Genomic DNA, 26,136 nt, shown 5'->3' with positions numbered 1-26,136 from the left:
CCCGGTTTCAGACAAGGTATGCTTGCTCCGTATCCATTGGGTACGGAGCCGATGGGATTCGAAATATGCGTATTGGTACTCCGGGATTTATACCCGCCCGACTGACCGAAGCTCGCGAGGCTCGCCGGATTGCAACCAAATCTGCGCTCGCAAGACGTCTTGGTGTCAGCCCTACCTCAGTATCGCGTTGGGAAGATCTTGGGGCTGACCAGAGTCCCGATTATTCCACGCTCGTCCGAGTTGCTGGTGAGTTAGGCGTTCGGCCTGAATTTTTTCTTCGGCCGCCCTACCATAGCGAACGTCCAACATTTCTGCGCTCTTTGGCCAGCACGCTTGTGCGTGATCTGGCATACCAAAAGGCGCAAATGCATTGGCTTCAGGAAGTCAGCTTCGTGCTAGGACATTATGTCGACCTGCCGGAAATCGACATCCCCGATGTTCTAGATGGGGCGACCTACGGCGAACTTCGAGATGAAGACATCGAAGACATTGCGCTACGGCTGCGCCAACACTGGAACATGGGCGAAGGTCCATGTGGCGATGTCGTGGTGCTCATGGAGCGTATAGGTATCGTAGTGGCGACGATCCCGATGGGCACGACCAAACTGGACGGTCTTTGCAGTTGGTCTCCAGTGGACGGGCGCCCGCATGTGCTCCTAGCAACCGATAAAATGTCCTTTCCTCGTCGGCAGATGGACGCTGCTCACGAACTTGCCCATGTCGTACTGCATCACCAGGTACCGGAGGAGGAGTTCCAAGATAACCTTCGCATGATCGAACGGCAGGCGTTTCGTTTGGCAAGCGCTCTTCTTATGCCTTCCACGACATATCCACACGAAGTTAAATACCCTTCACTGGCGATGCTCACCAATTTGAAAGAGCGGTGGCGTGTCTCGATTAAGGCTCAGATCAAGCGCCTTAGTGACCTTGAGATCATTCCCGAGGAATATACTCGGCAACTTTATAAACTTTACTCTGCCAAAGGTTGGTCGAAAGGGGAGCCACTGGACCACAATTGGCCAATTGTGGCGCCGAAAGCGCTCCGTGACAGCCTTAACCTGATTGTCGAGCATGGAGTTCGCGGTAAGGCCGATCTTCTGGCAACGGAGTTCACGATATCGGCGTCGGATGTCGAGAGCTTGTGCAGTCTACCGAGCGGTTGGTTTGATCGGGAGCCAGCAGAAGTTGTTTCTCTCAAAATTCGCACGGGGTCGTCGGCAGCCGATCTGTCGCCCAAAGGAGAAATAATCCCGTTCCCTGATAGGGAATAACTGAACGAACCCTCTTAGGGCCTGCCCGAAAATGAGTTTGAGCTGCACCGGGATTCAAGCAGACCCGTCGTCGCGTGCAACGGGCGACGTCTGCTTTGGGGAGGCGCTGAGCCACGCCCCACACGTCCGAGATGTAGGCGTAAGCAGCCGTCAATCGTACACTCCTCGGACGCGCACTTTGTAAATAAGAAAAAACAGGGAAGACGCGCCACAGGCCGTCCGGCCGCCACAATGGTTCGGCCGCACGCGGCCCGCGCCCTGAGGGCGCGCCATTGTCCCGTCCAGCCGTCTGCGCCTGCGGGAAAGCATCTGAAAAGAGAAAAAGGATGCTTCTCGTGGCTAGTCCCGTCACAACAGTCTTTACGCTCACCGCCCCGCAGGACCGTCTGCGCCAGATCGCGGAAGAGCGCGCCTACCGGACCTGTGCACCAAGCCAGATGGCGTGGGAGAACGACACCACGCTGGTGATGACCCTCGAAAACGGGATCGGCACGTCCTTCCTCGGGCACGGTCACGGGCTGTCCGACGACTATCCGGACGTCAGTATCCGGGGCATGGAGTATTTCGACAGCTTCGATGATCCGGGCTTTGCCAAATGGCAGGGCGGTCAGCTCGTGTATGAAGCAGACCTCATCACCGTTTTCTCGATCCTGTTTCCAACGGATCCTTCGAGAGACTGGGCGGGCTGTAGCGCCAGCTTCTGGCACAGGTCTGCGCCTCTCGCGCCCGCCGTAGCCGAGAACTGCCCTGACTTTGACCTGATGCCTTTGCGCCGACTGGTAGGGCCGGTGCCGGGATGGGTTGAGACAACGGACGGCTTCGCCACCCTCTTTCTCCGCCCGCCCTCGACACCCGATGCGCAGGATGGCCTCGGCGTGATCTTCTATCCGGAGATCGGCAGGAGCACCCTGCTGACAGGGATCGACCGGTTCGGTGGCGTCGCCCGGTTTCGGCGTCAGTCCTATGGACAGATCAGTGCCTCGTGTCCGGAGCTGCGGGCTGTCCTGCGGGGCTGCTGGAAGGCCCACGAAAAGAAGAGGCGGAAAGCGCGCCAGGAGCGCAGAGTTTTGAGAAGGAAAATGAAGAAAGCAGAGGGGGAGAGAGGGGATAGTATGTTTTCTTTCTTCGAGACTGACCCGTGGGTGATTTGAAGGGTAGGCGAAAAGAGGATTGGGGGCGGCCCTGAAGGGTTCGTTCACTCTATCTTACTAGGCTCCTGCGTCGCCAAGTTCGACCGAGCCACAGGGTCCAGCCGCCCTCAACCGTGCGTCTGGACCCTGCGTCTCGGCCCTTCCGGGTAACGGTTCACCCGCATCCTTTTCCAATAACGGTCGGCCCTGGTCTGGGGATCGGTTCGTGAGACGGCTCCTCAACCTCCCCGGCCCGTCCTGCGGACCGTCCGGGGAGGCACGTTCCATGGAGGTGGCCTCGCATCCAGCGTTCAGTCTGACAGTCGCCGTGCCAGTCCGTAAAGCCACTGCACATCCCTCGGCTTCAGGTGTCAGGCCCGCGTCTGCTGCAGGGCCGCGCGCGACCCTGCAGCAGACGCAAACCTGCCTCCCTTGCTCAGGACGCTCCGGGCTTGACGGCCTGTCCCGTCGCCCGTCTTGGCCGGTGGCAGGATGGGCTCAGGAAAACGCCACCTCCATTCCTCTTTCGTCGCCGTCAGTGTGCTCGCCGCACGGGCAGGATGGGTCTAGGAAAACATCAAATATCCATTAAGTATTCAACAAGTAAATCGTCAATTATTGAAGATTTATTTTCTCAAAAACGGCGGTTTCCTGCGGTTTTTGTTGACTGCGATAAAGTAAAAACCTAATATCTATTCATGGACGAAGGCAATAACGCCGAAACAGTCCAGTTGATACGTTCCTTAATTCTTGGAGGTTCTCATGGCCGGTTCTGTTAACAAAGTCATTCTCGTTGGCAACCTTGGTAAAGACCCGGAAGTCCGCAATACGCAGTCCGGGTCCAAGATCGTGAGTTTCCCTCTGGCCACGTCCGACACCTGGAACGACCGGCAGAGCGGGGAGCGCCGTGAGCGTACCGAATGGCACCGTGTCGTCATCTTCAATGAGCGGGCTGGTGACGTGGCGGAGCGGTTCCTCCGCAAAGGCCGCAAGGTCTATATCGAAGGCGAACTCCGCACCCGCAAATGGACCGATCAGGGTGGTCAGGAGCACTACACCACAGAGGTCGTCGTTGACCGTTTCCGGGGTGAGCTGGTGCTGATCGACAGCAACCGAGGCAATGGCGATGAGGGCGATGCCGGCTTTGCTGGTGGAAACGGTGGCGGCCGGTCTGGGGGATCGTCTGGCAACGGAAACCGCAATGCGGGCTGGGACGCACCGGGCGGGAACGACCTCGATGACGAAATTCCATTTTGAGTGCCGGGGGGAAGGGGCATAGCGTAAGATGAACAAAGACCGCCTCATGGCGCTGCTACCCCCACCGCAGCGCTCTAAACACAAGGAAGACCGCTACAAGGCGATTGCCAGCGTCCTTCAGACATTCGCCCTCAGCGCGTGGGGCTCGGCATCGTGACCCCACTCATCTCCGGGACAGGACCGTTGACCCCCATGCGTGCCGTCACCTGCTTTTTTCTGGGTGCGGCGCGTGAGGCAATTTCTTTGACTTTTCTGGCCTATATCCCTTATCCTGAGGACAAGACGGAGGCGAAAACCAATGGATAACGTGACTCAGAGTATCCTGTTTATTCTTCTTCCTGCCGCTGTTTTCACCATCGGTCTGGGGCTTGCGATCGGACCGATTGCCACCCGGCTCGCAAAGTTGCGAACGTCCCATCAGTGACACGGACAGGCGGCCTCCGGGCCGCTTTTTTTGTCCGCTCGCCCGATTTAGTCAGGCGGACGCGCCTCGTCGGCGCGAAGTGTGATGCCCCCAGTGCTCGCCCCCCACAGGGGGACTGCGCCAGGGCAGCGGAAAGAGCTAGACTGCGCTCATGTCACGACAAACCATAATCCGCATTGTTGCACTGAGTATTCAGGCAGCCGTTCTTCTCCTGATCTGGCAGGGCTTTTTGCATCCAGTCCGGGGAGGCCTGCTGGTGCTTGCCGTGGGTGGGGGTGTGTTCTTCCTGACGCGGGACTGTTCCGGTGCAAATCAGGGCCGTAGGTAGAAAAAACAGAAGAAGGGTCGGGGCGGCCCATCCGGGTAACGGTTCACCCGCGTTCTTTTTCCTGAACGGACGGTCCTGGTCTGGCACGTTCGACCGTGAGACGGCTCCTCGTCCCTCCCGAACGGTCCTGAAGGACCGCCCGGGAGGGCCGTTCCACGACGGCGGCCTCGCATCCAGCGTTCAGTCTGACAGTCGCCGTGCCAGTCCGTAAAGCCACTGCGCGACCCTCGGCGGCAGGTGTCAGGCCCGCGTCTGCTGCAGGGCCGCACGCGACCCCGCATCAGCCGCAGGCCAGCCACCCTTGCTCAGGACGCTCCGGGCTTGACGGCCTGTCCCGTCGACCGTCTTGGCCGGTGGCAGGATGGGCTCAGGAAAACGCCACTGTCGTTCCACTCTCGTCGCCGTCAATGTGCTCGCCGCACGGGCAGGATGGGTCTAGGAAAACGACAGGTATTAATAAAGTAATCAAGAAATCTTTTTACTTGTCACGCAAAAATAAAGCGCGTTTTATAGCGGTTTTTCGTGCTTTTTCTCTTGTCATGAAAGGCCAGAAAGGCTATCTTTTACTTGTCGAAAGGGATTGCCCCTCAAGACAAAGCGCCCCGAACGGTGTTCTAGCACCGAACGGGACTTCGCTAGACTAGAAAAGGTGAGTTTCATGTCCGACGCAGCAACCACAATCGCACCGAAGGCCCAGAACCGCAAGGCTGCAAACAAGGCCAGCCCCGCCGCCGTCCGCCGTTTCAACGAAGCCCGCGAGCGCACCAAGGCCATTGCCTCCCCCACGCTGGCGGACGTTCTCCGTCTCGCCCCCAATGATGACAAGATTTCCGCCATTGTTCAGCATTTCGGTTTCGAGGCTGGCGATTATGACGAGCTGATGGGGGCCGGTTTGAGCATGATCCGCGACCAGTACACGCTTCTTGAGGACGTGCTTGTCGTCACAGACTTCCGGGGCGAGCGCAATTTCAAGGCCATGGAAATGCACCTTGGCCGCATCGTGGACGGCTTGATCCGCTCTGCCTATGGGGCCGCCAACTTCTACGAGAACAAGCGCCAGATTGCCCGCGACGAACAGAACTCTTTCAGCAACGAAAGCCGCGACGAAGACCGCCAAGGCATCGACGGCGGGGAAAACCGCGTAGATCGGGCCGTCCGTTTCGCTGCACAGCAGGCTCCCAAGGCTTACGCGCTCGCCGTCCTGGCTCAGGGCGCATGTGACGCCTACCGCGAACTGATCGGGGAAGACTGGAAGCCTTACGTCAAGGACAACGCCCGCAGCCTCACCGAGAACGTCCGCGCCGCACAGTGGGGGGCCGTTCTCTAACCCCCACAAGCCGGGCCAGCAGGTCCGGCCACTAACCGGGGCCGCGCTGACGGCCTCGGCTCTGCCCTCGGCCTCTTCTCCCGTCCGCCCTCTGGTGTCCCCCTCTCGGTTTTTCCCGCAAAGGCGGACGCGCCTAGTCGGCGCGGAGTGTGATGCCCCCAGTGCTCGCCCCCCACAGGGGGCTGCGCTAAGGCAATCGAAAGAGGCAAGGGTAGAATTGCCTCCCTCAACGCGGTTTCCTAGTCTCGAACGAAGTTACTTCCAGAGAGGCCATAATGCTTTCAAGAAATGCGTCGTTCGTTAAAGGTCACACGATGAGGCTGGACGACTACCGGTTTGATGGGCCGGGAGATATTGGAAGTGCTGAAAAGCCTTCCACCTGGCTCTGTGGCATTGAGTTTGGTGATTCCGAAAATACAAATCCCGCCCTGGTCGCGGAAGAAGGTTTTTCAGTCGAAAAGCAATGGGGATACCCCGGAGGATACAATCGAAAAGCCCACAAGCTGCTTTGTTGCATCGAGGGTTATCCCATCAGCGAAGCCTTCGAGTTTGCAAAAGAAAGAAGCATTTTCGCGTCTCCAGACTGCGGCTACATGCTCACAAACCTCTTCCCGGAAAACTGCCTGACCGTCGATACATGGTCCGCTGAAGCGCAGGAGCGTACAGGCTTCGCAAGCAAGGCCGATTACATCGCATATGTCAGAAATGTTTGCTTCAAGACAATGAGAGCGCAGGTCAAGGAGCATAGACCAAAACTGTTTATTGGCGTCGGCGTAACACACGAGCGAGATTTCGTGAGCATCGCATCCGAACCAGAAATCAAGTGTGAACTCGCGGAGTTCAAGGTCGGAAACCACACAAAACGCATCAGGCTCTATCCCGGAGAGACGCCTCTCGCCGTGATCCCGCATCTCACCAGTGCGGGTGGCCTCAACAGCAATGAGTCCATCGAACTCGCCGGAAAAATCATCCGTGAACGGCTCCTTTAACCGGGCGGCCCTGAAGGGTTCGTTCACCCGCGTTCTTTTCCGACGACGGCCTGTCCCGTCGCCCGTCTTGGCCGGTGGCAGGATGGGCTCAGGAAAACGCCACCTCCATTCCTCTTTCGTCGCCGTCAGTGTGCTCGCCGCACAGGCAGGATGGGTCTAGGAAAACCGGGGGCGATCAGCCGGGGCCGGGTGTTTGGGCAGACGAAAGAGACGGGCGGTCTGCCGGGTCCGTTGTGGCGGTTAGGGCGGGCTGGCCGGTCAGGGTCTGAATCAGGGCGCGGCCCGGTTCAGAAGTGGGAGTCCGGCTGGCATGGCGGGCGATCTCCCGATCCGTCCCGGCCAGGTCTGTCAGGATTTCTGTTTCCCGACCGTGAGCGGCCCCAAACGCAAAGGCCTTTCCCCGACTGTCGCCATAGGCTGCCATGTCCTTCTGCACCTTGCCCAGCTCGCGCGCGAAGGTCGGATTGTGGCGCAGTTCCTTTTCGATCTTTTTCCCGAGCGCCGCATGACGGCCTCCGGCCTTCATGCCGGTAAAGGCCTGTGCTGCATCGCCGCCCTCCTGGCGGATAGCGGCCTCGATGTCGCGGCAGACGAGGGAAGGCGGGGCCGACCAGAACGCATGAAGAGAGGCGGCGGCCTTAAGGCCTTCTTCCTTGGCCTGTGCCAGGAGCGCGTTTTCGCGCTTCTCTTCCGCAGGCCCGAAGACAGCCGGGACGACCGGACGCGGTACGGGCCGAAGCATCGGAGCAGCAGAGGCCGTCAAAAAATCCGACTGCACGGTGATGGTGTACCCGCCGTCCATTCGGACAGCGTTTCGCAGATCCGCGACAGGCACCGCCACGATCCCGTCAGGCGTTTCAAACGCACCGGATAAGCTGGTTCGTGTTTTGAAGATCCCCGAGACAGTTTCCCCAGGCGCGGCCGTGCGGATGACGAGGTCATCCAGCGGCCTTGCGGCAGGACCGGAGCCCATGTCCTGCATCAGCTCCTTAAGAGCACGGGTGCGGGCGGGCGAACTGGCGTCCGTCAGCAGGGCCGCCATGGCCGGATGGTCCGGATCCTGCGTGCCGGCAATGGACGCGGAGACCATCCGAGATCTCGTGATGACGGAGAGGTCCACATTATGCCCGTAGTGTCGGCCGAGTTCCGCGACAAACGCCTCCTGCGTTCTGCCGTTGCCTTCCCGGAACGGGTGGACGTAATTGAGTTCGTTCAGAACCTTGCCGGCGATGGCCGCAAACTGCTCCGGCGTGGAGGTCTTCAGGACGTCCGGGTCGCGGATGGGCTTGAAGGCCTCGGTCAGCCCCATGTCGATGTGGGAGCCGGGCAGGAAGGTTGTTGACCCTTTCCGCATGGAGCCGATCGGTTCGACCCGTGCCCCGTCCACGACCGGCCTTTCGTGGCGCATGTGGCCCGCCCATTCATAGACGTCCTGAAAGATATGCCGATGAATGGCCTTCAGGTGGTCGGCATCGAAAGAGCCGGATGGCCCCATTCCAAGCCGGATTTCCAGAATCCTGTGGCTGGTGCGGCGGTATTCTTCAGGGTGAAGTTCGGAATGGCGGCGAAGGCCGATCCGGTTCCGCAGGACGTCTGTCTGGTCCGGATCGTCGCAGACGTTCGGGTAGGTGTAACCGTGGACGGGAGGCATCGACGCGTCAGAGGGCGGGATTCAGTCTCCGCCCCAGTTCAGCAAGGTCGATCTGCCCCGCAACGAACGACTGGCAGGCATCCTCGATAAGGGGATCATGCGTGTAGCCCTGCCGTCTCTGGGCCGCGAGAGTCCACTCGACCGCGTCCTGGCGGCGCGCGCGCTCTTCATCCGAAAGAGCGGAAAAAGGCGTCGGAGCGAAGAGGGTTTTGGCTGAACTCATAAGAAGAAAATAGCGGTTTTTGCCCGGAATGGCAAGGTTTTCCGGTGGTTCGTGGCCGTTCTGAAGATGTGTTTCAAGGCGAGATTTTTTGCGTTCAGTCGCAGAACACAGCGGCAGGATGCTCGCATGACGAAAAGCCTTTCCCCTCTCGATAGCCGCCCGAAGCACCTGACCGGTCCGCGCCTGTCTCTTGCCCTGTTCCGGATCGGATGGTCCGAGCGTCAGGCCGCCGAGAAATGCGATATGCACAGAAACCAGTTCCGGCGCTGCCTGGAGGGCACGTCCTCACTTCCGGCTGATCTGTCCCTGTGGCTGCTGGATCTGGAAGCGGCTCATCTGGCCCATCCCTGTCCCCGGCAACGTAAGGCCGATCCTATTCTCGCCGAGATCCGCAAAGCCGGGTGACATTGCCCGCGAAGTGGTAGGTTCCGGTGTCTCCACGTCCAGGCTCAGGGGATATGAAAAAGGCAGCCCGGAGGCTGCCTGATCGTCATCAGTCGTGGTGATGGCGAATTAGTTGTGGGGATACATGAATCCCTGTGTGCCATCAGACATCACGGCGGGGACACAACGCGCTTTTGGGTCGGCTGCGGCCGCATAAGGTTTGACCAGCGTGGCTTTCACCCATGCAGGCTTAAAATCAATCCGCAGCGTGGGGAGATAACCGTTTACTGGTGAGGCCCCGGTCTTGATTGCCATTTGTGCGCCAGCAAGGCCTGCATCGCTCGCTGTGTCGGACGGTGCTGATTTGAATAGCGCGGGATGGTTGAAATCCATCGCCTCTTCGTCGGTCTGGTTGATAGCCATGCATGTGTAGCCTGGCAGAACTTTGATGGGGTGTTTGCCCGCAGCATGGGCAGAGGACAGGCTGGCTAGTGCCAGACTGAAGGCCGCAAAAGTGAAAGCTTTAGTCATCAACATATGATCCCTCTATCTTTTACGAGAGTACAGAGGCGTTTGCCCCGGTGCCCATTTTGTTTGCGGTAGCCTGTTTCCATTGGCCCACGGTCTCTCCCGCCGATATGCCGTTTTGCGCAAGTTTGTCCGAAGAAAAACTGGTCAGAATATCGCTCATGGGCATATCGTCCGAAGCAGTAGCAATCTGCTTTCCGGCTGAAGGTCCGAAGTTATAATAGCCTCGTGTGTCTAGCGCGGTAGGATTGGTGACGCCTGCCGCCTGAAGGGACAGGGCGGCATCCTTTAGATATTGTGCGGCTGCAACGGCTTGCGTAGCAGGATCTTGCTGACCTGCTGTTCCAGACGTAATGCTGGTTGCTAACCCCGGATTATCCGCAAGGGCTTTGCTCATCTCTTGGGAATATGTGCCATTCGACATCTGGAAGGCACCAGTAATCGTGTTTCCTGAACTATTCGCCGTATGGACATTTTGGCAGCCGGACTCCACTTGGCATGTCGCGGCCAAGGCAGCGGGGTTTACACCGATGGAGGAGGCATTGTCGGCGGCCTGATAGCCCCACGCTTTACTATAAAGCGTTTGCAGTGAGTCTGACCCCGTCGAGACCGGCTGAGTGGTCTGGATGACCTTGCCGTCTCCGCCGATCTGCTGGACGGTCCCGGCCGGTACCGTAAAGTTCGGCAGGCCGACTTCCGGATAGACGACATGCGGGACTTCCGGCAGGCCGTTAGGCACTTCGATCGACTGCGCCTGGCACGAACCGCTGAGGCCAAGTCCGGCTGAGAGAGCCAGACCTGTAATCAGGAAGGATTGTTTGACGGGGGGCGGCATTGGGCACTCCTGTGTTGGGGTGCTCAGTATCCGTCTGTCGTCTGCGACTTTGAGGGCTGTTTGAAACGCTGCCTGATGGCGCGAGGTGGTGTGTCCGAAACGGACACACCTAAATGAGGTGATCGAGGATAATTCCGAAGACGGTTCCCCCGACGATCATGGTGGCGAACCATCCGGCCCGCTTGCTGATTTCGTCCCTTCGAACCCGGGTGCCCGCCATCACGATCTGGGCCTTCATGCTCTCGGCGATTTCGCCTTTGACCGTACCAAGGACTTCCGCGACCTTTGCCTTGACGGTCTTTTCGTCAATCTTCTGAAGCTGGCGAGAGGCTGCCACGCCTTCATGAAGAGCACGCCTGACCTCAATTACCTCCTCCGTTGCCGAGCGTGTGCATTGATCCAGCAGGCTTTCACACTTCGCGACACACTGCTCCATCCGCTTCTCGGCCTCCTGAAACAGCGCTCTGTGCGCTGCTTCAGAGTGTTCGCGATCCTTGAGGAGGAGGGCCTGATGAAGATTGTTCATCTCCATCAGAATCATGAGGCCATCCAGAACCTTGGCCTCAGGTGAACGCGGCCGAAGCGTCCACCGATGCGTCTGCTCACGGAGCGCATCCAGTGAGCTTTCAAATCTGGCCTGACAGTCGGAAATCCTCTGGGTAAGGCCGTCAGACATTACACGTCACTTTCGGCCGGAACAGGGAGGCCCTTAGGCATATTCGGCAGACGAGGCTCGCCTAGCTCCCGCAGGAAGACCGGGAAGTCACGGCGGTACCAACGGTCAATCGCGAGCCGGTCAAAGATTGAGGTGGTCGGGAACCCGTCCTTTTGTTCGCCCTCGGCATAGGCGCGGAATGTGAGCGTTCGGTCACAGACGTCTTTCATGGGCTCGGCAGCCGGATAGAGGACGAGCTTTGCGCCGTTGTCCATGGCTTCGACAACCGCAGGGTGAATGGCAACCTCTTCAAAGACGTCATCCACGTCCAGGGAAGGAGGAATAAGGCCTTCGTTGAGAATGACTGCGGCGTTCCGGGGAGAGAACTTCTTGTTGGTTTGGAGGTCTTCCAGATAATCGAGATCTGCGCGTTCATGGCCGATGAGGAACGCCACTGAGAGCGTGATGCCCATCATGTCGAGGGCGCGTGTCAGTGATTCCGTGCTGATTAACTCATGCAGCGCTGTCCATCCGCCGCCGATGTCGAGAATGGCGTCATGGCGACTTTCCATGAGAGACTGGATCTTTTCTTCCAGCCATTTCCGCTGACGTTTCGTGTCACCGCCTGTGGGGCTTTTCGCATCATGGAAACTGGAAATGGAGTGCGACCGGTTCAGCAGATCGGTGTTCCAGATTTCGGGTGTGCCGCCCTGCTCGTGGATTGTCTGGGCGAGAGCATTAAGCAGGGTCGTCTTCCCGACCCGCTGACGGCCAATGATCGTAAAAATAACCGGCTTGCGCTTGGGGGCGGCTGCCTTCTGGTCGGCAGCGCCTGTGGGGGCTTTGGCGGCAATATCCTTGGTCATGGATGGTCGGCTCCTGATGAGGCAGCCCCCTCACTGTGAGATGGGCTTCTCTTCCTCTTTCAGACGCCATAGTGCCGGGCCATTCTGCGACTTAACTCCGCCGCTCAGAAAAAAATCAGTCTGGCGTGAGCCTTCTTTTCTCTTCTCTGCGCGCCCGGAGCTTTGCCCGGATGTGTTCCAGAGACTGGCGACCCTCAGCAGAAATGTTCGTATGCGGGTCCGCGTTTCTGGAGGACGGTGACGTTACGGCGGCCGAAATGGCGGGCACCTGTGGCGTGGCGGCAGGTGGCGGCGCGACGGGTCTTTCCTCACGTTCCGCGTAATACTCTTCCACAGCGGCAGGCCGCCAGTCTGCCGGGGTTCGGCTCGGCGGTTCTGGCGTCTGATCGGGTGCGTCGTTTGCCGGTTTTCCGACTGTGATTTTCTCTCGCTCGCTCTTGAGGCGTGACCACATTTTTCTGATGGCCCCAAGTCCAACCGGAGAGAGTTCGACCTCCACACCATCCTTTTTCGCGGCTTCGGCGATCATCTCCCAGGTGGCGATTTTCGCCTCGCGAAGTTCAGACACGATGTCCTGATTTTTTCTGAGCCACTGATAGACGGCTTTCGAGTGCGGTTGAGCAGGGCGTGTCTTGTGTGCCTCCTGAATCTCTCTCAGTGCCTTGGACATGATCACTTTCGCCCCCGCTTTGTGTCCGTTCTGGACACACCTCGCACTCTGAACCGTTTTCACGGCCTCTGGTGCGTCGGACCTCTTTCGCAGGCGAGGCATCTCCGTGTCAAGTTCGAGGCATCATGGAGGCATCTACGAGGCGTCTCCGAAGCCATTTCGAGGCTAGTACGAGGCGACTGCAAGGCGGGATTGAGAATTGACGAGGCAACTATGAGGCAAAGAAAAGAGCTTCTTCATAGACCATTGCACCGTTGGTGCGGGCGGATGCGCCGTGCGGGCTTGAAAGGGCGTCGGAACTAACGACGCCCTTTGCTGCTCCCAGAGCGCGAGAGGCCGTCTATTTCAGGCATCTCAGTCGCATAAAGACCCAGCACGATGGCGGCCGAAAGAGGAAGAGAAGCCTACCTCACAGTGAGGGGGCTGCCTCATCAGGAGCCGACCATCCATGACCAAGGACAGGGATACCGAAGCGGGAGCTGTCGCCGCAGAGGCAGTTCATGATGCTGCCCGTACCACCGAGTTTATGTTTCAAAACCACTGTTTGGAGGGCGTGGTTCACGAAGGAAAACTATGGCTCCGTGCTAGCCAGGTTTGCATGGTACTGGGGCTCTCGAATTCACGCGATGCGATGCTGCGGCTGGATGATGACGAGCACACTTCAATGAAGATGATGACCCATGGAGGTTTGCAGACGGTCAACGCGGTTAGCAGAAGCGGTGCCCTTCACCTCACCTTTGTTTCTCGCTGTCCTCACGCAAAGGCCTTTCGTCGATGGGTTACAGACGCGGTCTTGCCGGAAGTTTTCGAGACAGGTTCCTACCTCGGCAAAGACCGTTCTCAGGCCGGTGTTGAGGGAGCCGAGATGATGCGGCTTCGAGAGAGGCTCCGACTGCCAGGCCGGTATATGGTTCTGAACCTGCCGGGGCGGCCTCTTCACATCGAAGCGCGAGATCTGGAAGAAATTCTTGTCGAGGTTGATCAGGCCGATGTGCAGGCGTTGGTGAGTTCTGCTCAACTGGTCGGATCCCTGTGGCGAAACTTCCGAACCGAGGACGTCATCATGAACAAGGCCGTGACCGAAAATTCCTGCGGCCAACAGCTTGATCAGGCCATCTCTCTGAGCACTCGACTAGCGCAATGGGTCATGCAGGCGGCAACAACCGCACAGAAGGAGAGGGAACGGCCTGACGCTTTGACGAAATGATCTCAGTCGCATGAGGGCTTTCTATCCTGCCAGCATGACAGATCAGACCCAGACCCCCGACCGCGCTCCCGAGACCGATATTACGGACCGGGAGCTTCTTCAGCATCTCATCACCCGCTCTGACGAGCAGGGGGAAGAGATCCGGTTCATCAGCGAAAAGCTGAGTATCCTCATTGAGCTTCTGACCCCCTCGGAGAAGGGGGACGGCCCGACACTGGACGACATTCTCGCGCGCCTGGTCGAGCTGATGAAGGATCAGGAGCCGGTCATCAGGCGCATCGACCATACGACCGCCCGCAACAATGACCTGCTTGAAGGCCGCAAGGTTCGCACGAAAGCAGAGGACGGCCGCCCGTCATGATGACCTTCCGCAAGATCTCGGCGGAGTGCAACGGCCGGTTCGTCGCCGCCTACTTCACCGAGGGCGCGCCGGATCCGGAGCACGATTTTCGCACGGATACCGGCAAGGTGCCTGACGGCGACGGTCAGCGCCTCACGAACTACTACCTCGGCCGGGATGGCAGGGCGTCGTTCAATCCGGGCATGAGTCAGAAGATGGCCGATGTGCTTGGCGTGGATCGGCGGGCCATGCCGACGACCGAAACACTTGCGGCCCTGTTCGAAGGCAAGCGCGCCGACAATGGCGAGCAATGGTCTCAGGCCAAGCGGAAGATCAGCGCCTACGACCTGACCATGGCCCCGCACAAATCGGTCACTCTGGCTGCCGAGTTTGCGCCAACACAGGCCGAAGGAGCCGCGATCTGGAACGCAGTGCAGCGGGCCAACGACGCGACCATGCAGTATGTGGCCCGTGAGCTGGGCTTTGCCCGACGCGGCCATGGTGGGGAAGACGGAGAAGAGGCCGGGGAAGTCGCCTGGACGTCCTACCGGCACCGCACGTCTCGACCGACCCTGACCCTGCATGATGCCGAGACCGATACAACCTACCTGCGCGAGGCTCCGACCGGGGGCGATCCGCAGATGCACATCCATAATTCGCTCTACAATGTCGTTGTCACCGACAGCGGCCATGTAGGCTCGCTGGACACGAAGCGCCTGCGGTCCCGCGTCCACGAGTTCGGAGCCTTCTTCCAGGCGGAGCTGGCGGATGAGCTGCGCAAACTCGGGATTGCGCAGTCCTACGACGCCAAAGAGCAGGCGACTGTTATTTCCGCTGTTCCGCAGGAGGCCTGTGACGCCTTCTCCAGCCGCACGGCCGAGGTGACGCGGGCCGCGCGAGCCTATGCCGAGAAAGAAGGTCATGACTGGAACGCCATGACCGCCGAGCTGAAGAACAAGATGCTCAAGGCCGCCAGTCTGGCGCACCGGCAGAAGAAGAATGAATCCGCCGACGACGTTCAGGCCTGGCGCGAGCGCGCCGCCGAGATCGGGTGGGAGCATCACAGCGTTCTCGATACAGCCGAAGCTCCTGCACTCTCGGTCGCGGAGCGACACGAGCAGGCCTATGCGTTTGCGGCCAAGCATCTCGGCAAGGAGTTCGAGACGGCTGCCGTGCTCGATCACGACAAACTGCGGATGTACGCGGCACGCGGCCTCATCGGTGCGGGGATCTCAGGTGGCATTGAGGACATTGACCAGGTCGTCAAACTGATCGAGGACAAGGGGCTTGAGGTCCGGGGCGAGCAGGTCAGCCTCGTGTCCTGCATGAAGAATGATCGGGTCCGCGTGACCAATACGGCCCAGATCCGGGTCGAAGAGACGCTCGCCAAAGAAGCCGTAAGGGCCTCGGCGGATCGCAGCGCTTCCCTTTCGGATGCCCAACTCACAGAGGCCATCGAGCGCTGCGACCTCGATTTTGACAACGAGCACGGCCAATCCCAGAAGGCGGCAATCTATGCCCTGGGGAAGGCCGGAAAGATCTCGATGCTCACGGGCGTTGCCGGCTCCGGTAAGACAACGCTGCTTAAGCCGCTTGTGGATGCCTGGAAGCGCGATACCCGGTTTTCGGAGAAGGGCCGTGAGATGATCGGCCTTGCGACGGCCTGGCGTCAGGCCGATGCGCTTGGCGATGCCGGCATTCATCAGCGCTACGCCATGATGCCGTTCCTGAGCCGCCTGGAGAAAGGCGAGCAGACGGTGGACGAGAACACGGTGCTGGTCATTGACGAGGTCGGGCAGATCGCACCGCGCCAGATGCTTCAGCTTCTGGAGCTGCAACGCGCGAGCGGCTGTACCATCAAGGCCTTGGGTGATCGGGAGCAGGCACAGTCCATTGAGGCCGGTGATACCGTCGAGATCCTGCGCAGGGTTCTGGCCAAGGAGGACATGCCGGAGCTGCTCTCCACGGTCCGCCAGACGACCGCCCGCAATCGTGAGATTGCCGGACTGTTTCGTGGCGAGAAGCCGAGTGCGGATGCGCTGGAAGCGCTTCGACCCAAAGGGAAGGCCGCCTACGCCAACCGGGACGAGGAGAACTCGGACGATCCCCGCAACGCCTTTCACCTCGAAGAGGTGCGCCGTGCGATCGACATGAAGCGTGAGGATGGCACGATCCGATTGGTCGGCGGCGACCAGGACGAAGTGCTGCAACAGATTGCCGAGCTGTATGTCACACGCCGCGACGCCCTGGCCGCGTCCGGCTCAACGCGTGGCATCAGCATGTCGGCCCTGACCAATCAGGACGCGGCCGATCTCAGCCGCGCCGTGCGCAGGATCCTGCAGGAGCGTGGCGAAATCTCCCGCGATGAGGTCAAGCTCGATGCGGTCGATCAGCGCGGCGAGGCCTACGAGCTTCAGGTGGCGGCCGGAGACAGACTGCGCCTTTTCCGGCGCACCTGGGGGGCGGTCGAAGGGAAAGGGACCACCGTTGGCAACAATGGCGATGTCGTGGAGGTTGTCTCGCACGGCAAGGACGGCCTGCGCGTCCGGATGAAGGATGGTCGGGAGGCAGATGTTGAGTGGCGTCGGCTGAAGGACCACAAGACCGGCCGGATCCTGCTTGGCTTCGGTCATGCCATGACCATTGATGCCGCCCAGGGCCTCACGTCTGACGAGCATATCAACGCGCTCCCGCGAGGTGTCGCGACGGCAACCGGGTTCACGTCCTACGTGGCGGAGAGCCGCGCCAAAGGCACGACCTGGACCATGATCTCAGACGGCGCGACATTTGAGGCCGTGCGCAACGGGCGCGCGCTCGGTGATACGACGGAGATCACCAGTGACGATCTGTGGAACCATGTGGCCAAGGGCATGTCCAACAAGCCTTATAAGGCGCTTGGCATGGATCTGCCTTTTACGTCCCAGGAGGAACGGGAGAAGCACGTTCAGGAACTGATCCGTCTCGGCAAGATGCAGGAGGAGATGGCGCAGGAGGGCCGGGACTACGGGCGCGAGGTCGCGGACCGGGTTCAGGCGATTACCTTAGAAAAGACGGCGCGGCCGAGACTGAAAGATCTTGACCGTCAGATTGAGGAGCTTCTGGCAGCCAGTGCTTCTGTTGCGTCTCAAGAAGAGCGCGACTTGCGCGCAAGACGGGTAATGAAGCTTTCGGAGCATCTCTCTCCTTCCGGCTAAGCTTGGGAATGCTTTCAAGCCTGACGAAAAGACGCCCCAAACACTTGAAATGACCTCACATAGAACAGAAGTGGAACTATGGGAGCTCGTTCCGAAGCTCAAAAACTTTGCGGTAGAGAGATGTGTTATGGTTGCGATGAATGAGCTCCGGCCCCTCCTGGATAGCATGGTTGATCAGGGTATTCAGCGATGCGTTTTTCCCTACGAGAGAAATGGTGTACATTTCTCGGTAGTATTCACTAGAGAATCCGGAAAAAACAACAAACCCTTAGCCCTACTTTTTGGGGCTACCGGTGTAAACCCGTTTGCATTTATATTTTACGGGACGTTAAATCTTCATTTTGACGCTTTTCTGGACAATGAAGAATATAGAAGGCTGTGCAATTATTTGGGTTTGCGTTATGACCCTGCTATGCCGTTTTCTACCTCTGCCTTTTTACAAAATTTTGCTGCTAGTGGGCAGATACCGAATGGCGCGAACCCTTTAGTAGTCCCTGATCCTCATCAAGTACCCGCACCTGCACGTTTTGTTGAGGATGCTGAGCGGCCATATTTTCATGGGTGGAGACAACTACCAGTCAATCAACAAGTAACCGATGGTAATTATAGGCGGACTCTGTTTTCTTTTGGATTGGCCTACGCCGATTATTGCAGGCAGCAGCGTATCTCCTCTTGCTGGACTGCAATAGAAAGAGATGCCCAAAGAGCTGTGGCGCCTGGAGGCTTTCCTGGTTAATGGCTTTTTGAGAAGGGCGAGGTGAATACTCGCCCCAATCCGGATGGCCTCATCATGTTTGGTGTCCGCGGACAGTAAACCGTTGGTCTCCGGATAAAGCTGCCACAGCGGATCAGGGCTGCTTTGTTTTGGCTATTATGGCTGGATCGCTGGGGACAATGCGAGCCTTTCGAAGCGTTCTGCATTGCTCTTAAGTCGTCTTGCGCAGATCGACGTTACGCCTGAAGGCGCTCCCCAATTTTGCGGAAAGATGCCAGTATCTCTTTTTCGTTCGCCCCCTTCGCTCCGGACGTATTGGCTGGAAGGACCCTGATCTGATCGCGCGTCGCCAGCACCAGCACAGCACGACGACGAGGCGTCCGCCCCGTCCTGCTCCCAACCAGGCGCTCCAGTTGCTCGACCTTCCCCAGAAAGGCCCCATCCATGGGCTGCGCAGGCACAAGGCTTTCATCCTTGTTATCGTCGCGATGGAAGCGGCCCCAGGCCAGCATCCCGGCAAACGGCGTGCTTCCGTCCGCCTGTACCTGTGTCGTCGCCGTCCGCAGGTAAGACGCGATTTCCGTCAGGTGCGTACTGACATCGCCCATGAGGGCCTTGCTGTCCCGATGGTTTTCATTCGCGATCTTGCCGATCAGGGCCTTGACCTCTGGCGGGAGGTTCGAGCTGCCGGTCTCGATCTGGAAGTCTCCATTCTCCAGCGTTTCGACAATGCCCCATGTCTCGGCGTCCGGATCCACACCATGCCCGGACTTGGGAGAGGGGAGCATGACCGGACGGGCGCGGCGGACCTCGCCGGAGCGTCCATTGATGTCGGCAAAGAAGGTCTTGGAATGAATGACGCGGCCGCCGAACATCGTCACGGCCTCACCTTCGATCAGGCTTTGCAAATCGTTCCAGGGCAGACGGGAAACTTCGCGGACCTCAGCCCCTGAGCCGTTGTAATAGCCGTAGCCATCATTCTCCACGCGGGTGGCCTGTGTCACCTCAACCTTGTCGGCCTGCTGTTCCAGCCATTCACGGGTCTTCATGGCATCCTGAAGCCGGAGCGCATGGGTAAGGTTGGCATTGCCAAGAAGCGAGAAGGCCTTTTCGCCAATCCGGGCCGTCAGGCCGGGCAGATCCTGAAACGAGATCCAGAACATGCAGTTCAGGCCACGGCCCATGGCGAGCATCCGGTCCATGCCGTCCGTTACATAGGCGGCCAACTCATCGAAGAAGATCTGGAACGGCGCATCGCCGGCACCGGCCTTCAGCTTGAACACTTCGCTGGCAGAGCCGTGCAGCTTGGCCCCGAGAAGCTGGGCCATGACGCCGCGCAGCGAGGCCACGACGATCTTGCCCAGGCCCGCCAGACTGTCTGATGAGTTTTCCAGCGATGGCAGGATGACGATCAGGATGCGGCGGTTCAGGACCACATCGCGCATGATGATGTCGGCCGTCTCCGCACTGAAGATATGCCCCAAACTCACGCCAAGCTGGGTGAAGACGCGCGAGAAATACATCTTGGCATAGCCGTGCTGCTCGGACGGTCTATTTTCCTTCTGGGCGTTCCACTCCAGAGAGGAATCATAACCGGGCAGCTCGCCGAGGTAGGCCTGAAGTGGCCAGAGCACATCGTCCGGAATATCCTCGACCCTGCGCTCGATGGCCTGATTGGAACCGGGATTGCGAATGAGGAAGACCTTGTGCCGGGCGAGGGTGCCGATCCAGCGCAGGTCGGTCGCATAGCGGATGGCGTCGATATTGATGGGGATGCCGTGCGTGTCGCGCATCCAGACGAGGGCCGGAACCACTGTGCCGATGAGGCCGACAGCGCGGTCGCGGAACACGCCATTGGAATCATTGGCCGACTGTTCGCCAAGCTGGCTGACCAGCATTTCGCGAATGGCGTCCGCATTCCCGGTGGCAAACGGGTTGAAGGTGTTGGAATCCCGGGTGCCGGAGGCGGCGAGGAAGTTCAGCGCCAGCACCTGGTCATCGAGCCCAAACCGCCTTGCGAGGGCCAGCACATCGCCGTAGACCGTGTTGTCGCCCTTGGCGTCCACGAGGATGCAGCCGGAGCCATGGGCCAGGGCGTTCGTCATCAGGGAGACAATGGCCGTGGTCTTGCCTGATCCGGTGGTGCCCGGAATGGCCGCGTGCTGACGGGCCGCGTCAGAGGACATCCAGAGCTGGCGTCGGGTGCGGGCTTCCGTGCCGAGATAGAGAATGCCGTTGGCCTGACGGGCCTTGCGATCTTTGGGATTGAGATCGTTCGCATCCTTCAGCCCGCTGTAACGCGGCATGTGGAGCGGGAGGCGCTCAGGACGGAGGACCACCCAAGCCGCGACGGCCGGGGCCGCGAGGATCAGCGCGCCATCTATCGCGGGCACGAACCAGCCCAGACCGACCCCGACGAAGCCAAGCCATCCGGCCAGAGGGGAACGCAGCTCTTCCTTCGTTTTCGTCCAGAACGGGCGGGTATCGCGGTATGTCTTTCCCCGCTCGACCTGCTGATGGCCAAGGGGGGCACCAATCTTGCGAGCCGTCATGGCCTCAGTGCTCCAGACCGAATGGCGAACCGGCCTGCGCGGGCGCGGGTGCCGGGGATGGCATTTCCAGATGGGCGGGCTGATGCAGCGCCTTCAGGATCTGTTGTGGTGCCGTGGGTGCCGCAGCTTGCGGCTGAGTCTCCAGCGGGCCGCTGGAGGGCAACGGCGGAAGAGGTGCGGATTCCGGCATGGTGGGAGCCGACGCGTGCAGGCCCCCAAAAGTGTACAACAGACCGGCACAGACGGCGGCTGTTGCGGCAACCGGCAGGAAGCGGCGGATCCGGCCAGGTGCGACGGCCTGAGTTCCAGCCGGGACGATCTCGGCCTGAACGGCCGCGGGTGGCAGGGCTTGCGGAAAATGGAGATGGATCGGGGCCGTGTTTCCCTCCTCGATGTCGAGCGTGAGGGGAGCGTTCTGGCCGTGCTGGAGAATGATGCGGGTCATGAAACTGTCTTCCAAGTGGAGCGGAGCGTGGAGAGGGCGCGATCAAGCACCGGGATGTAGAGGGGGCGACGCAGACGCTGTTCCTCGGACCAGTGGGCACGGGCGCCAGCGGCTTCGATCCGGGGATTGGGATGCACGTCTTCGTTCGGGTTTTCACTGGGGTAGCCCAGAGAGTGCAGGGCGTACCAAAGCGGCCGGTCGATGAGCTTGATGATGGCGAAGGCGGGCGGCGCCAGCACACCAGCCTCAAAGCGGGCATCGCACAGAAGCGTCATAAGGGCGGTCGTGGTCCACCCGTGACGGTTACAGCTCTGCGCGATCGTGGCCTGCACATCGGGATCTGCAAGGAAGTCCTGCGCGTTCTTCAGGACCGCTGCGGGCACCTTCAGGCTGACCTTCGGGCCGGTATCGCCATCAAGTCCTGCGTCAGTCAGACCTTCTGACAGTTGCCCGAGCAGGGTCATGGCCTCATCGCGACGCTTGAGTTTGTGCAGCGCAAAGGCCGCAAAGAGCACCTGGGCCGCAGGTGGGGCCGCGCCCGGACCGGCCGTTGTGTAGCGCGGGCCGAGCTGACGCTCGAAGGCTTCCTGCGCGCAGACCTCACTGAAACTACCATCGGCGGCCGTGGCAAAGCGGCTGCGCCATTCGTCAGCCGTCAGGGCCGGGTCGGCCGGAAGAGGTGCCCCGTTAGAAGGCGCAACCAGCCGGGTGATGCGGCGCTTGGCGAACCCGCGCAGGGTCGGAAACATTTTTGCCTGCACGGCAATCAGGCCTTCGAGATCAAGGACAGCCCGCAGCGCCTTGTTCTCCCCGAAGAAGAGACACAGACCTGCGCAGATCCCGCCGACCAGGACTGCAACCCACCGGAGCTGCAGACCGACGATGGACAGGCCGTAATAGAGCTGGATCAGGCGAATGGACGCCGGATGGTGCAGGGCCTGATGAAGCTGGAGATTCAGACGCGCCAGCTCAGGCGTGCGCGGCAGGATGCCGATCTGCCAGATCAGGGCCTTGCAGTAAAAGCGGCTGATCTCGGTGTGGAAGGTTGACCAGACCATATAGGCCAGGACAACGCTGCCGAGCAGCGCAACACCGGCCAGCATCAGGGTAATCTCGCCTGACGAGCGCGAGCCTGAGGACCGCGAAGCTGTGCCGCTCATGCCGGGTCTCCTTGATGGCTGGTTCGGATCAGAGTCTGGGAAATCTCGTAAAAGCGCTTCAGATAGGCCGTGCCAAAGCGGGGCGTGTGGGAGTGATAGCCCGCGACGGCCTGCCAGAGATCACCTTGGGCCTTGGCCATTTCCTGCCCGAGGATCCAGCCGCCCGCTTCGAGATTGGCGCAGGAGTTATTCCGCAAGGCCGCGTAGGCACGGGACGGGGTAGTGTGCCAGTGCCGCGCAATCTCGGGGACGTGGATCGTATTGACCTGCATGGGGCCGAGATCGGACGTCCCGTTCGTATTCTGCACGGCCTGTCCGGGATGACCGCCTTCGACATAGAGCAGGACCAGCATGACGCCTGCTGGCACATGCGCGTTATGGGCTGACTCTTTGAGGCAGGCTGCGATCTGGCGTCCGCCATCGTCCTCGGCCAAGGCAGCCGGGGCTGCCATGAGGGCCGCGAGGGCCAACGGAAAGAAAACTCGGGTTTTCATGCGGCTTGCTCCTTCTGGACGGAGACCGGCTGAAGACGTGCCATGCTCGCCTGCCAGAGGCCGTTCAGATCGCACAGGTTGATCTGCCTGTTCTGAACCGGGAGGGCATCCAGCACGTCGAGCAGACAGAGCAGGACCGTCACGGCAGACTGCGCGTCATGGTTGAGGACGGTCACGCCGAGGGCGGCTTCAGGATCATCGACCAGCTTCAACCCAAAGCCGTGCCGAGTCATTTCAAACCAGAGCGCCTCGGCAGTAATCAGGAACGCTGGCAGGAAACCGCTGCTGGACGCCGCGACCGTACTGGCGCAGGGGGTTGAGTTGGTGGCATCGCTCAGAATGACGCCGAGGCCCTTGCGGTCGATGGCCCGGACCAGAACGTCCGACAGGAGCGTGACGGCAGGAGAGGGGGTCATCCGTAGCGCCTCCGCTTCCAGGTCGGCCGCCCGGACCGGACGGGGCCGGTGATGAGGCGACGGACAGTTCTGAGGGCAGCGGGCAGCGTCAGACCAAAGAAGCTGATCGTTGCAAACAGGGCGGTGCCCAGAACGCCGATATACAGCGTCGTCCAGCTCCAGTACGTGACCGTTACAAGGAGCGGGAGACAGGCCCGGCCATCAAGGATAGCCAGACGGACAGGTTGTGCGGTTGCGCGCCACATCAGGCGTCTCTCCTCCAGGCATCGTTGGCCGTCTTTTCAGTAATCAGCCCCTCTTCCAGGGCTTTGCGGATAGCGACGGCGTAGCTCTGACCGTCGCTCTCGATGGCCTGCGCCACGAGGTCGGGCCAAAGCTCGCTTTCGGTTCGCATGAGCTGACGGCGCAGATCCTGATGAAAGGTCAGGAACTCGCGCACAGCCACACGGCCCCCGCCGACCCGTTCCAGAAGACGCTGGTTGATGACGAAACGCAGGGACTGAGCCAGAGCACTCACGAGGTTGTCGCGTTCGGCCCGTGGGCAGAGCGCAATGGAACGCTGGATCATGAGCGGGCCGTTATCGGCATGAATGGTGGTCGAGAGCTTCCCGCCCGTAATGGCGCAGTTGATGGCCGCTTCCATGGTGGGGCCGTCACGACATTCGCCAAGGACCAGATCCGAGTTTTCACGGCGCATGGAGCCCTCGACAAACAGGGGCGGTGTGAGATTGGGCGGACGGATCTCGGTCTGGGTGATCCGGTTGCCATTCGGCGGCTTGAGGCTATCGAAAAGGAACTCGATTGGCTGCTCGCCTGTGGAAATGTTGCACGAGACGGTCGGATCCATCAGCCGCTCGTGGATCAGCCCGAACTGCAACGTGGTCTTGCCCGATCCGGTCGATCCTCCCGTGAGCACCATGCCGCTTCTCAGCAGGTTGGTATCGCGGATCTCCTGCTCGACCCGCTGCTCATCCAGACTGGCTGGAAGGGTCGGGATGGGCCGAAAGACCAGATTCATGCCCGGGCCACGCATGGTCTGCACGGGAAAGATGTTGATCCGAAAGCGCAGGGACTCACGGCGGTTGAGCGTGACGCTATAGGCCGTATCGAGCTGAAGGCTGATCAGGACACGCGGCGAGCCGTCTGCACCATAGACGTGATCCACGATCTGCTTGAGATCCAGCGATGTCGTGGGGTCCATGGTGGCGTAGCGGTTGCGGCCATGAACCGTCAGCGTGGCGCGATGACCGGTCAGCAGGTCGATCCGCGACGCGCCGAGGCCATGCGCCCATTTCAGGAAGTCATCGAGACCGGGCGCGTTCTTCCGGGCTTCAGCGACCCAGGGACACTCGCGCTTCGCCCGTTCGTGCGCCCAGGTGTCAGCGTCACGCAGCTTGAGGACTGCGCTCATCGGCAGTCCTCCGGATAGGCAACGCGGCTGCGGGCCTGAAGACCAGGCTGCCCGGTGATGCGGATCACGCGGTCGCCAAGATGCAGACTGTCCCCGCCGCCCACGGCCTGTCGGTTCTCGAACACCACGCGCGGCTCTTCGACACGACCGGCCCGCAGAAGGACGCGGTAGCGGGCCATGCCGGTGATGTCGCGCTGAAGGCGCGAGAGATCGGCCAGGTAGATCTCATCCGCTACCTTTTCTCCGGAGGCCCAGCCTTCGGCCACCCAGTCGTTCCAGTGCCGCACTTCCTTGTCGGTGTGTGGCAAAGCAGATGAGGCCGGATGACGCGGCCTGTTCCAGGAGCGGACCAGATAGGTGCGCCAGTTCGGAGCGGCAGAGGTGAGCTGTGCCTCACGGGTAATCTCGAAGACACAGCGGCTTTCATGGGCGATGGTGCCGGTGTCGTTCAGAGCGAAGGCCATCTGCGCCTGACTGACGATAGGGGGCTGCATCAGCGTCTGGCCATCACCGACCGGCAGGACGAAGGGGCGGAAATCGAACGTCGTGTCGAGGATGGGCTCGTTGTGGCGTAGCATTTCGTTGATGGCGAAAGACCGCGCGGCCTGTCCGCCCTGTGCGCCGTAGGTCAGTGCAGCCTGCCGGATCTGCTCGCGTCGGCCCGGCTTGAGGTCATCGCCTGCTTCATCGTTCGGCCGCGCGTCCTGCAAGGCTTCAAGAGACGGCGGGGCCTCGCCGCCTGTGATGCGGTCGAGCTGAAGCGCGCCCGTGACCGGGGTGTTGGCCGGATTGCCCAGGGCCTCATCATTGGCGTTGACCTGATCCGCGCCTGGTTCAGGCGGGTTGGGCATGGAGACGAGCGTTCCGCTCCGGGCTGGCGGAGGAAGAGTGCTTGTGGACGGCATGATGGTGCCGTTGTCGGCCGCACCTGCGAGGGCGGGAAATGCGAGGAAGGCAGCCGTTGCGAGGCCGCAGAGCAGGGCGCGATCAGCCATGGTACGTCACCGAGATTGCGTGGGAGAGGGGATCGACAGAGACGGTGGCCTGATCTCCCGCCTGCTCGCCGAGCGTGCGCAGGTGGTCAATCACGGGGGCTACGGCATTGATCTGGACAATCACCTTCCGATGCGTGCCAAACGCGGTCACGCTGTAGCCGATGTCCTTGCCGAGTTTCCGCACGGCAGGCTCAAGCGGGCCTTGCCAGACAAACCAGACCTGTCGCTTGAGGTCAGCCGGAAGGCCGGGGTCCGGTGTCATGGGCGGCGGGGTAGGGCGCAATGTGCCGAGCTGGGCCAGATCCGCGTCGGTCGTGGCGATGGCGCGTTGCAGCGCAAGCTCGGGATTGGCCATGCCTGTTGTCGCGACAGGCTCGGGCGGCTTGGTGGCGCAGGCCGAGAGGGCCAGCAGAAGAACGGGTGTCAGAAGGTAGTGGTGTCGCATGGATCCCTCCAGATGTTGGAAGGATCATCGCGAGCCTATCTGCGACTTTCAGAAAAAAACCTTACGGCGGTTCATCGCCATTCAGGGATGAGTCTTGTTTACCCCGTTTTTTTTGTGTTGCTTTTGTTGAACATATGTTTGACAAACATTTCTAGTAAGTCGGTCCGATAGAGAAGATACGCGAGTGCCAGTGAGTGCCGCAGAGTAAAGAGAGATCCTGACAC

General features: G+C 60.3%; 30 protein-coding genes. 13 read left to right on the top strand and 17 right to left on the bottom strand.

The window, feature by feature from the left end; genetic code table 11:
• Positions 1-65 precede the first annotated feature (65 nt).
• The 6 genes from HKD28_RS10265 to HKD28_RS10250 all read left to right on the top strand — a co-directional run bounded on the left by HKD28_RS10265 (position 66) and on the right by HKD28_RS10250 (position 4,410).
• Positions 66-1,271: a helix-turn-helix domain-containing protein gene (locus tag HKD28_RS10265; protein WP_149026843.1), complete on the top strand. Its 1,206-nt coding sequence runs from the start codon at positions 66-68 to the stop codon at positions 1,269-1,271.
• Positions 1,272-1,597: 326 nt separating this feature from the next.
• Positions 1,598-2,422, top strand: a complete 825-nt coding sequence (locus HKD28_RS10260) for a hypothetical protein (RefSeq protein ID WP_077804175.1) — start codon at positions 1,598-1,600, stop codon at positions 2,420-2,422.
• 741 nt (positions 2,423-3,163) lie between these two features.
• Positions 3,164-3,658 carry a single-stranded DNA-binding protein gene (ssb, locus tag HKD28_RS10255; protein WP_077804176.1) on the top strand — a complete coding sequence of 165 codons (495 nt, stop codon included), beginning with the start codon at positions 3,164-3,166 and terminating at the stop codon, positions 3,656-3,658.
• A 28-nt stretch (positions 3,659-3,686) separates the two neighbouring features.
• Positions 3,687-3,815, top strand: coding sequence for a hypothetical protein (locus HKD28_RS15910; protein WP_268898553.1), 129 nt, complete (start codon positions 3,687-3,689; stop codon positions 3,813-3,815).
• Between the two features lie 141 nt (positions 3,816-3,956).
• Entirely contained in the window at positions 3,957-4,082 is a 126-nt protein-coding gene (locus HKD28_RS15905) for a hypothetical protein (protein WP_255376059.1), read from the top strand.
• Positions 4,083-4,233: 151 nt separating this feature from the next.
• Positions 4,234-4,410 (top strand): hypothetical protein, encoded by a 177-nt coding sequence (locus tag HKD28_RS10250; RefSeq protein ID WP_194268055.1) that lies wholly within the window; start codon positions 4,234-4,236, stop codon positions 4,408-4,410.
• Between the two features lie 240 nt (positions 4,411-4,650).
• Here the strand turns inward: HKD28_RS10250 and HKD28_RS10245 are convergent, their stop codons facing one another.
• Positions 4,651-4,818, bottom strand: a complete 168-nt coding sequence (locus tag HKD28_RS10245; protein WP_167369412.1) for a hypothetical protein — start codon at positions 4,816-4,818, stop codon at positions 4,651-4,653.
• Positions 4,819-5,068: 250 nt separating this feature from the next.
• Here HKD28_RS10245 and HKD28_RS10240 point away from each other — a divergent pair, with 250 nt between their 5' ends.
• Positions 5,069-5,737: a hypothetical protein gene (locus HKD28_RS10240; RefSeq protein WP_077804177.1), complete on the top strand. Its 669-nt coding sequence runs from the start codon at positions 5,069-5,071 to the stop codon at positions 5,735-5,737.
• Positions 5,738-6,051: 314 nt separating this feature from the next.
• The gene (locus tag HKD28_RS10235; RefSeq protein ID WP_077804178.1) at positions 6,052-6,726 is read left to right on the top strand and encodes a hypothetical protein; all 675 of its coding nucleotides are present in this window, start codon (positions 6,052-6,054) and stop codon (positions 6,724-6,726) included.
• Positions 6,727-6,901: 175 nt separating this feature from the next.
• Here the strand turns inward: HKD28_RS10235 and HKD28_RS10230 are convergent, their stop codons facing one another.
• Positions 6,902-8,377 carry a Fic/DOC family protein gene (locus HKD28_RS10230; RefSeq protein WP_077804179.1) on the bottom strand — a complete coding sequence of 492 codons (1,476 nt, stop codon included), beginning with the start codon at positions 8,375-8,377 and terminating at the stop codon, positions 6,902-6,904.
• 7 nt (positions 8,378-8,384) lie between these two features.
• A complete protein-coding gene (locus HKD28_RS15755; protein ID WP_063905511.1) occupies positions 8,385-8,600 on the bottom strand; it encodes an antitoxin VbhA family protein in 216 nt (71 codons plus the stop codon).
• A gap of 126 nt (positions 8,601-8,726) precedes the next feature.
• Here HKD28_RS15755 and HKD28_RS15750 point away from each other — a divergent pair, with 126 nt between their 5' ends.
• Positions 8,727-9,005 (top strand): hypothetical protein, encoded by a 279-nt coding sequence (locus tag HKD28_RS15750; protein WP_228119316.1) that lies wholly within the window; start codon positions 8,727-8,729, stop codon positions 9,003-9,005.
• Positions 9,006-9,113: 108 nt separating this feature from the next.
• On the opposite strand, the gene HKD28_RS10220 is transcribed toward HKD28_RS15750, so the two are convergent.
• From HKD28_RS10220 to HKD28_RS10200, 5 genes are all read right to left on the bottom strand, one after another.
• Positions 9,114-9,515, bottom strand: a complete 402-nt coding sequence (locus HKD28_RS10220; RefSeq protein WP_077804241.1) for a hypothetical protein — start codon at positions 9,513-9,515, stop codon at positions 9,114-9,116.
• Positions 9,516-9,537: 22 nt separating this feature from the next.
• The gene (locus HKD28_RS10215) at positions 9,538-10,347 is read right to left on the bottom strand and encodes a hypothetical protein (RefSeq protein ID WP_077804181.1); all 810 of its coding nucleotides are present in this window, start codon (positions 10,345-10,347) and stop codon (positions 9,538-9,540) included.
• Between the two features lie 109 nt (positions 10,348-10,456).
• A complete protein-coding gene (locus HKD28_RS10210) occupies positions 10,457-11,023 on the bottom strand; it encodes a hypothetical protein (RefSeq protein ID WP_077804182.1) in 567 nt (188 codons plus the stop codon).
• Positions 11,023-11,868, bottom strand: coding sequence for a hypothetical protein (locus HKD28_RS10205; RefSeq protein ID WP_077804183.1), 846 nt, complete (start codon positions 11,866-11,868; stop codon positions 11,023-11,025). The genes HKD28_RS10210 and HKD28_RS10205 overlap by 1 nt, the downstream gene beginning before the upstream one ends.
• A gap of 115 nt (positions 11,869-11,983) precedes the next feature.
• Positions 11,984-12,538 carry a hypothetical protein gene (locus HKD28_RS10200; RefSeq protein WP_149026844.1) on the bottom strand — a complete coding sequence of 185 codons (555 nt, stop codon included), beginning with the start codon at positions 12,536-12,538 and terminating at the stop codon, positions 11,984-11,986.
• A 448-nt stretch (positions 12,539-12,986) separates the two neighbouring features.
• Here HKD28_RS10200 and HKD28_RS10195 point away from each other — a divergent pair, with 448 nt between their 5' ends.
• Genes HKD28_RS10195 through HKD28_RS10180 form a run of 4 tightly spaced genes read left to right on the top strand, consistent with a single transcriptional unit; the run spans position 12,987 to position 18,015 of the window.
• Positions 12,987-13,745 carry a BRO-N domain-containing protein gene (locus tag HKD28_RS10195; RefSeq protein ID WP_077804185.1) on the top strand — a complete coding sequence of 253 codons (759 nt, stop codon included), beginning with the start codon at positions 12,987-12,989 and terminating at the stop codon, positions 13,743-13,745.
• A gap of 10 nt (positions 13,746-13,755) precedes the next feature.
• A complete protein-coding gene (locus tag HKD28_RS10190) occupies positions 13,756-14,106 on the top strand; it encodes a hypothetical protein (RefSeq protein ID WP_077804186.1) in 351 nt (116 codons plus the stop codon).
• Positions 14,103-17,279, top strand: a complete 3,177-nt coding sequence (gene mobF, locus HKD28_RS10185) for a MobF family relaxase (RefSeq protein WP_077804187.1) — start codon at positions 14,103-14,105, stop codon at positions 17,277-17,279. The genes HKD28_RS10190 and mobF overlap by 4 nt, the downstream gene beginning before the upstream one ends.
• 49 nt (positions 17,280-17,328) lie before the next feature.
• Entirely contained in the window at positions 17,329-18,015 is a 687-nt protein-coding gene (locus HKD28_RS10180) for a DUF6037 family protein (protein ID WP_328750176.1), read from the top strand.
• Positions 18,016-18,230: 215 nt separating this feature from the next.
• Here the strand turns inward: HKD28_RS10180 and HKD28_RS10175 are convergent, their stop codons facing one another.
• From HKD28_RS10175 to HKD28_RS10135, 9 genes are read right to left on the bottom strand one after another with little or no spacing between them, the layout of a single operon-like run.
• Positions 18,231-20,546, bottom strand: coding sequence for a type IV secretory system conjugative DNA transfer family protein (locus tag HKD28_RS10175; RefSeq protein WP_077804188.1), 2,316 nt, complete (start codon positions 20,544-20,546; stop codon positions 18,231-18,233).
• Positions 20,547-20,550: 4 nt separating this feature from the next.
• Complete coding sequence (locus HKD28_RS10170; RefSeq protein ID WP_077804191.1) at positions 20,551-20,991, bottom strand: hypothetical protein; 441 nt, start codon at positions 20,989-20,991, stop codon at positions 20,551-20,553.
• On the bottom strand, positions 20,988-22,151 hold the full coding sequence (locus HKD28_RS10165; RefSeq protein ID WP_077804192.1) for a secretion/conjugation apparatus DotM-related subunit: 1,164 nt from the start codon (positions 22,149-22,151) through the stop codon (positions 20,988-20,990). Before HKD28_RS10165 ends, HKD28_RS10170 begins: the two co-directional genes overlap by 4 nt.
• Entirely contained in the window at positions 22,148-22,645 is a 498-nt protein-coding gene (locus HKD28_RS10160) for a lytic transglycosylase domain-containing protein (protein WP_194268054.1), read from the bottom strand. Before HKD28_RS10160 ends, HKD28_RS10165 begins: the two co-directional genes overlap by 4 nt.
• Entirely contained in the window at positions 22,642-23,061 is a 420-nt protein-coding gene (locus tag HKD28_RS10155) for a hypothetical protein (RefSeq protein ID WP_194268053.1), read from the bottom strand. The genes HKD28_RS10160 and HKD28_RS10155 overlap by 4 nt, the downstream gene beginning before the upstream one ends.
• Entirely contained in the window at positions 23,058-23,306 is a 249-nt protein-coding gene (icmT, locus tag HKD28_RS10150) for an IcmT/TraK family protein (protein WP_064273037.1), read from the bottom strand. The genes HKD28_RS10155 and icmT overlap by 4 nt, the downstream gene beginning before the upstream one ends.
• Complete coding sequence (locus HKD28_RS10145; protein WP_194268052.1) at positions 23,306-24,472, bottom strand: type IV pilus twitching motility protein PilT; 1,167 nt, start codon at positions 24,470-24,472, stop codon at positions 23,306-23,308. The genes icmT and HKD28_RS10145 overlap by 1 nt, the downstream gene beginning before the upstream one ends.
• Positions 24,469-25,467 carry a type IV secretory system conjugative DNA transfer family protein gene (locus HKD28_RS10140; protein ID WP_194268051.1) on the bottom strand — a complete coding sequence of 333 codons (999 nt, stop codon included), beginning with the start codon at positions 25,465-25,467 and terminating at the stop codon, positions 24,469-24,471. The genes HKD28_RS10145 and HKD28_RS10140 overlap by 4 nt, the downstream gene beginning before the upstream one ends.
• A complete protein-coding gene (locus HKD28_RS10135) occupies positions 25,460-25,912 on the bottom strand; it encodes a DotD/TraH family lipoprotein (protein WP_194268050.1) in 453 nt (150 codons plus the stop codon). Before HKD28_RS10135 ends, HKD28_RS10140 begins: the two co-directional genes overlap by 8 nt.
• Positions 25,913-26,136: the final 224 nt, after the last annotated feature.

Source organism: Gluconobacter cadivus (genome assembly GCF_015244745.1).
GTDB classification, from domain to species: domain Bacteria; phylum Pseudomonadota; class Alphaproteobacteria; order Acetobacterales; family Acetobacteraceae; genus Gluconobacter; species Gluconobacter cadivus.
This window is presented reverse-complemented; position numbering and strand designations above follow the sequence as displayed.

What these genes read in the sequence shown, in the direction of transcription:
- HKD28_RS10265 (WP_149026843.1), top strand. Translation starts at nt 66, where the DNA reads ATGCGTATTGGTACTCCGGGATTTATACCCGCCCGACTGACCGAAGCT.
- HKD28_RS10260 (WP_077804175.1), top strand. Translation starts at nt 1,598, where the DNA reads ATGCTTCTCGTGGCTAGTCCCGTCACAACAGTCTTTACGCTCACCGCC.
- ssb (WP_077804176.1), top strand. Translation starts at nt 3,164, where the DNA reads ATGGCCGGTTCTGTTAACAAAGTCATTCTCGTTGGCAACCTTGGTAAA.
- HKD28_RS15910 (WP_268898553.1), top strand. Translation starts at nt 3,687, where the DNA reads ATGAACAAAGACCGCCTCATGGCGCTGCTACCCCCACCGCAGCGCTCT.
- HKD28_RS15905 (WP_255376059.1), top strand. Translation starts at nt 3,957, where the DNA reads ATGGATAACGTGACTCAGAGTATCCTGTTTATTCTTCTTCCTGCCGCT.
- HKD28_RS10250 (WP_194268055.1), top strand. Translation starts at nt 4,234, where the DNA reads ATGTCACGACAAACCATAATCCGCATTGTTGCACTGAGTATTCAGGCA.
- HKD28_RS10240 (WP_077804177.1), top strand. Translation starts at nt 5,069, where the DNA reads ATGTCCGACGCAGCAACCACAATCGCACCGAAGGCCCAGAACCGCAAG.
- HKD28_RS10235 (WP_077804178.1), top strand. Translation starts at nt 6,052, where the DNA reads ATGAGGCTGGACGACTACCGGTTTGATGGGCCGGGAGATATTGGAAGT.
- HKD28_RS10230 (WP_077804179.1), bottom strand. Translation starts at nt 8,377, where the DNA reads ATGCCTCCCGTCCACGGTTACACCTACCCGAACGTCTGCGACGATCCG.
- HKD28_RS15755 (WP_063905511.1), bottom strand. Translation starts at nt 8,600, where the DNA reads ATGAGTTCAGCCAAAACCCTCTTCGCTCCGACGCCTTTTTCCGCTCTT.
- HKD28_RS15750 (WP_228119316.1), top strand. Translation starts at nt 8,727, where the DNA reads ATGACGAAAAGCCTTTCCCCTCTCGATAGCCGCCCGAAGCACCTGACC.
- HKD28_RS10220 (WP_077804241.1), bottom strand. Translation starts at nt 9,515, where the DNA reads ATGACTAAAGCTTTCACTTTTGCGGCCTTCAGTCTGGCACTAGCCAGC.
- HKD28_RS10215 (WP_077804181.1), bottom strand. Translation starts at nt 10,347, where the DNA reads ATGCCGCCCCCCGTCAAACAATCCTTCCTGATTACAGGTCTGGCTCTC.
- HKD28_RS10210 (WP_077804182.1), bottom strand. Translation starts at nt 11,023, where the DNA reads ATGTCTGACGGCCTTACCCAGAGGATTTCCGACTGTCAGGCCAGATTT.
- HKD28_RS10205 (WP_077804183.1), bottom strand. Translation starts at nt 11,868, where the DNA reads ATGACCAAGGATATTGCCGCCAAAGCCCCCACAGGCGCTGCCGACCAG.
- HKD28_RS10200 (WP_149026844.1), bottom strand. Translation starts at nt 12,538, where the DNA reads ATGTCCAAGGCACTGAGAGAGATTCAGGAGGCACACAAGACACGCCCT.
- HKD28_RS10195 (WP_077804185.1), top strand. Translation starts at nt 12,987, where the DNA reads ATGACCAAGGACAGGGATACCGAAGCGGGAGCTGTCGCCGCAGAGGCA.
- HKD28_RS10190 (WP_077804186.1), top strand. Translation starts at nt 13,756, where the DNA reads ATGAGGGCTTTCTATCCTGCCAGCATGACAGATCAGACCCAGACCCCC.
- mobF (WP_077804187.1), top strand. Translation starts at nt 14,103, where the DNA reads ATGATGACCTTCCGCAAGATCTCGGCGGAGTGCAACGGCCGGTTCGTC.
- HKD28_RS10180 (WP_328750176.1), top strand. Translation starts at nt 17,329, where the DNA reads ATGACCTCACATAGAACAGAAGTGGAACTATGGGAGCTCGTTCCGAAG.
- HKD28_RS10175 (WP_077804188.1), bottom strand. Translation starts at nt 20,546, where the DNA reads ATGACGGCTCGCAAGATTGGTGCCCCCCTTGGCCATCAGCAGGTCGAG.
- HKD28_RS10170 (WP_077804191.1), bottom strand. Translation starts at nt 20,991, where the DNA reads ATGACCCGCATCATTCTCCAGCACGGCCAGAACGCTCCCCTCACGCTC.
- HKD28_RS10165 (WP_077804192.1), bottom strand. Translation starts at nt 22,151, where the DNA reads ATGAGCGGCACAGCTTCGCGGTCCTCAGGCTCGCGCTCGTCAGGCGAG.
- HKD28_RS10160 (WP_194268054.1), bottom strand. Translation starts at nt 22,645, where the DNA reads ATGAAAACCCGAGTTTTCTTTCCGTTGGCCCTCGCGGCCCTCATGGCA.
- HKD28_RS10155 (WP_194268053.1), bottom strand. Translation starts at nt 23,061, where the DNA reads ATGACCCCCTCTCCTGCCGTCACGCTCCTGTCGGACGTTCTGGTCCGG.
- icmT (WP_064273037.1), bottom strand. Translation starts at nt 23,306, where the DNA reads ATGTGGCGCGCAACCGCACAACCTGTCCGTCTGGCTATCCTTGATGGC.
- HKD28_RS10145 (WP_194268052.1), bottom strand. Translation starts at nt 24,472, where the DNA reads ATGAGCGCAGTCCTCAAGCTGCGTGACGCTGACACCTGGGCGCACGAA.
- HKD28_RS10140 (WP_194268051.1), bottom strand. Translation starts at nt 25,467, where the DNA reads ATGGCTGATCGCGCCCTGCTCTGCGGCCTCGCAACGGCTGCCTTCCTC.
- HKD28_RS10135 (WP_194268050.1), bottom strand. Translation starts at nt 25,912, where the DNA reads ATGCGACACCACTACCTTCTGACACCCGTTCTTCTGCTGGCCCTCTCG.